The 1,908-nt window shown below is 48.6% G+C and carries 3 protein-coding genes; all 3 read right to left on the bottom strand.

All coding sequences use genetic code 11. The features are described 5' to 3' along the window. On the bottom strand, positions 1-180 hold a 180-nt coding region (locus tag VN105_RS29815), incomplete at its 3' end, for a DUF1275 family protein (RefSeq protein ID WP_414647251.1). Positions 181-386: 206 nt separating this feature from the next. Continuing rightward, on the bottom strand, positions 387-1,082 hold the full coding sequence (locus tag VN105_RS18340) for an ABC transporter ATP-binding protein (RefSeq protein WP_325642980.1): 696 nt from the start codon (positions 1,080-1,082) through the stop codon (positions 387-389). 19 nt (positions 1,083-1,101) lie between these two features. Beyond that, on the bottom strand, positions 1,102-1,908 hold an 807-nt coding region (locus VN105_RS18335), incomplete at its 5' end, for a TonB-dependent siderophore receptor (RefSeq protein WP_325642979.1).

The raw sequence follows: 1,908 nt of genomic DNA, 5'->3' as shown, positions 1-1,908 counted from the left end.
CCTCAGATCTCCCATTGCCAGCTTCTGCGCCAGCAGCGCCGCATGGCCGGTTACATTAGTGGTCAACACCGAAAAAGCAAAGAAACCGGCCGCATTTACCATTCCCGCCGTGAAGCATAAAAGCACGGCCAGGCGCAAATTATGCCTGTAATTTCTTTTTCTCCCTATATGACGCAGCATTTATCCTTTCTTTAAAAATTTCAAACCCGCATAATAAGCTACCCGGCGCCTCCCCGGAGGAGTTTCACCGTAATGCGAAGATACTGGCAGATCTCTTTGGTTGAACTGATAATTTGCAATGCAAAATGTGCATAAAGTCACTTTTTACATTTATCCTTAAGGTAGATGTACGCCGGCAGCGCCTTCCCGGTTCCAGGAACCGGTTGTCATACAATATCCATATAGATCTGCTGCAGCACTGCCGGCTGCAGGCCCTCATTGGGCATGATGTGCGCCAGTTGGCCGGTTTTCATAATGCCGATACGCGTACCTATGCTTACGGCGTTCAGGATATCATGCGTGGCCATAAATATGGCTTTCCCATCCGCAGCCAGTTTACGCACAATATGGCTAAATTCAAGCGTGGCTTTCGGATCAAGACCAGAAGTAGGCTCGTCCATAAAAATGGCGGAAGCATTTTTTGCTACTGCAATAGCAATCCCTACTTTTTGCCGCATTCCTTTACTATGGCTCCCTACCCGGCGATGAAAGGCCGCCGGCTCCAGGCCCGCATCCTGCAACAGGTTGCCAAGCTGGCGTTGCGAATAGCGGTACCCCGCCATGCGACTGAAGAAATCAAGATTTTCCATACTGGTAAGATGCGGGTAAAGCATCACTACCTCGGGGATAAATGCCAGCCGCTTACGGGTATCCATACCTCCCGGCTTCACCGGTATGCCATCTATAGAAGCTGTACCGGAAGTAGCCTCTGTAAACCCCAGGAAAATATTTACCGTAGTGGTTTTCCCGGCCCCGTTCTGTCCCAGCAAACAAAATACTTCACCTGCATCTACCTGTAAGTCAAGATGATCAAGGGCCACAAAGTCGTTGAATTTTTTTGTAAGCGCACTGGCGGTAATCATAATAGCTCTCCTTTAATTTTTACAACAGTTTTATTCCTACGGTACATTTTATACTGAACGGCGCACCTTCTACAAAAAAGTAATTGGTACCGCTCATCGGATAATCAAACCCAATGTCGCCGGATTCGATATAGCGTTTATTGGTCAGGTTATCTGCGTTGATACGCAAATAATACCGGCTGGTATTATAGGAAATGCCTGCATCCCACCTGGTAAAGTCAGGCAGGTAGGTATCCTTTGAATAAGTAGATCTTTTCAGCTGTGTACTTTGACCAACACTGAAAGCCAGTACCCTGCCGCTTCCCAGCGGGAGCCTGTATTGCGCCCAGGTATTGATCAGCTGTTGTGGTGTACCGGGCAGCTTGTTACCAATCAGCGGTGAATTAACAGTATCCTTCGTAATACGTGCATCCACAAAAGTGTAGTTGGCTGTAAGGGTAATGCGGTTACCGATATTCCCCAGCACATCCACCTCTACCCCATCGCTGCTGTATTCCCCTATCTGCCGCTTATAGTTCAGCGCCGCATAGCGTACATCTTTCATCAGCACATTCCTTTTCACCGTATGAAAACCATTGATAGTGGTGAGCAGGCGGTTGCCGAACCATTGCTTTTTGACACCCAGCTCCATGTCATTGTTGCGCTGCGGGTCTACCGGTTCTCCAACGGGGTTGCCTGTTCCGGGCTCAATCTGGCCGCCGGCCTTTAGGCCGCTTTGTGGTAAAAAAGACTGGTCATACAATGCGTATAAAGAGGTAGATGAATCCACCAGGAAAGTAAGCGCCGCTCTTGGCGATAATGCATTCTGCGAGTAAAGGTTCTCCTT

The sequence above is a fragment of the Chitinophaga sp. genome, from assembly GCF_035564935.1.
Classification (GTDB): Bacteria; Bacteroidota; Bacteroidia; order Chitinophagales; family Chitinophagaceae; genus Chitinophaga.
Note: the sequence above shows the minus strand (reverse complement) of the source record. Positions and strands in the feature narration are given on the sequence as shown.

Coding starts and splice junctions, on each gene's coding strand:
- VN105_RS18340 (WP_325642980.1), bottom strand. CDS start 1,082: ATGATTACCGCCAGTGCGCTTACAAAAAAATTCAACGACTTTGTGGCC.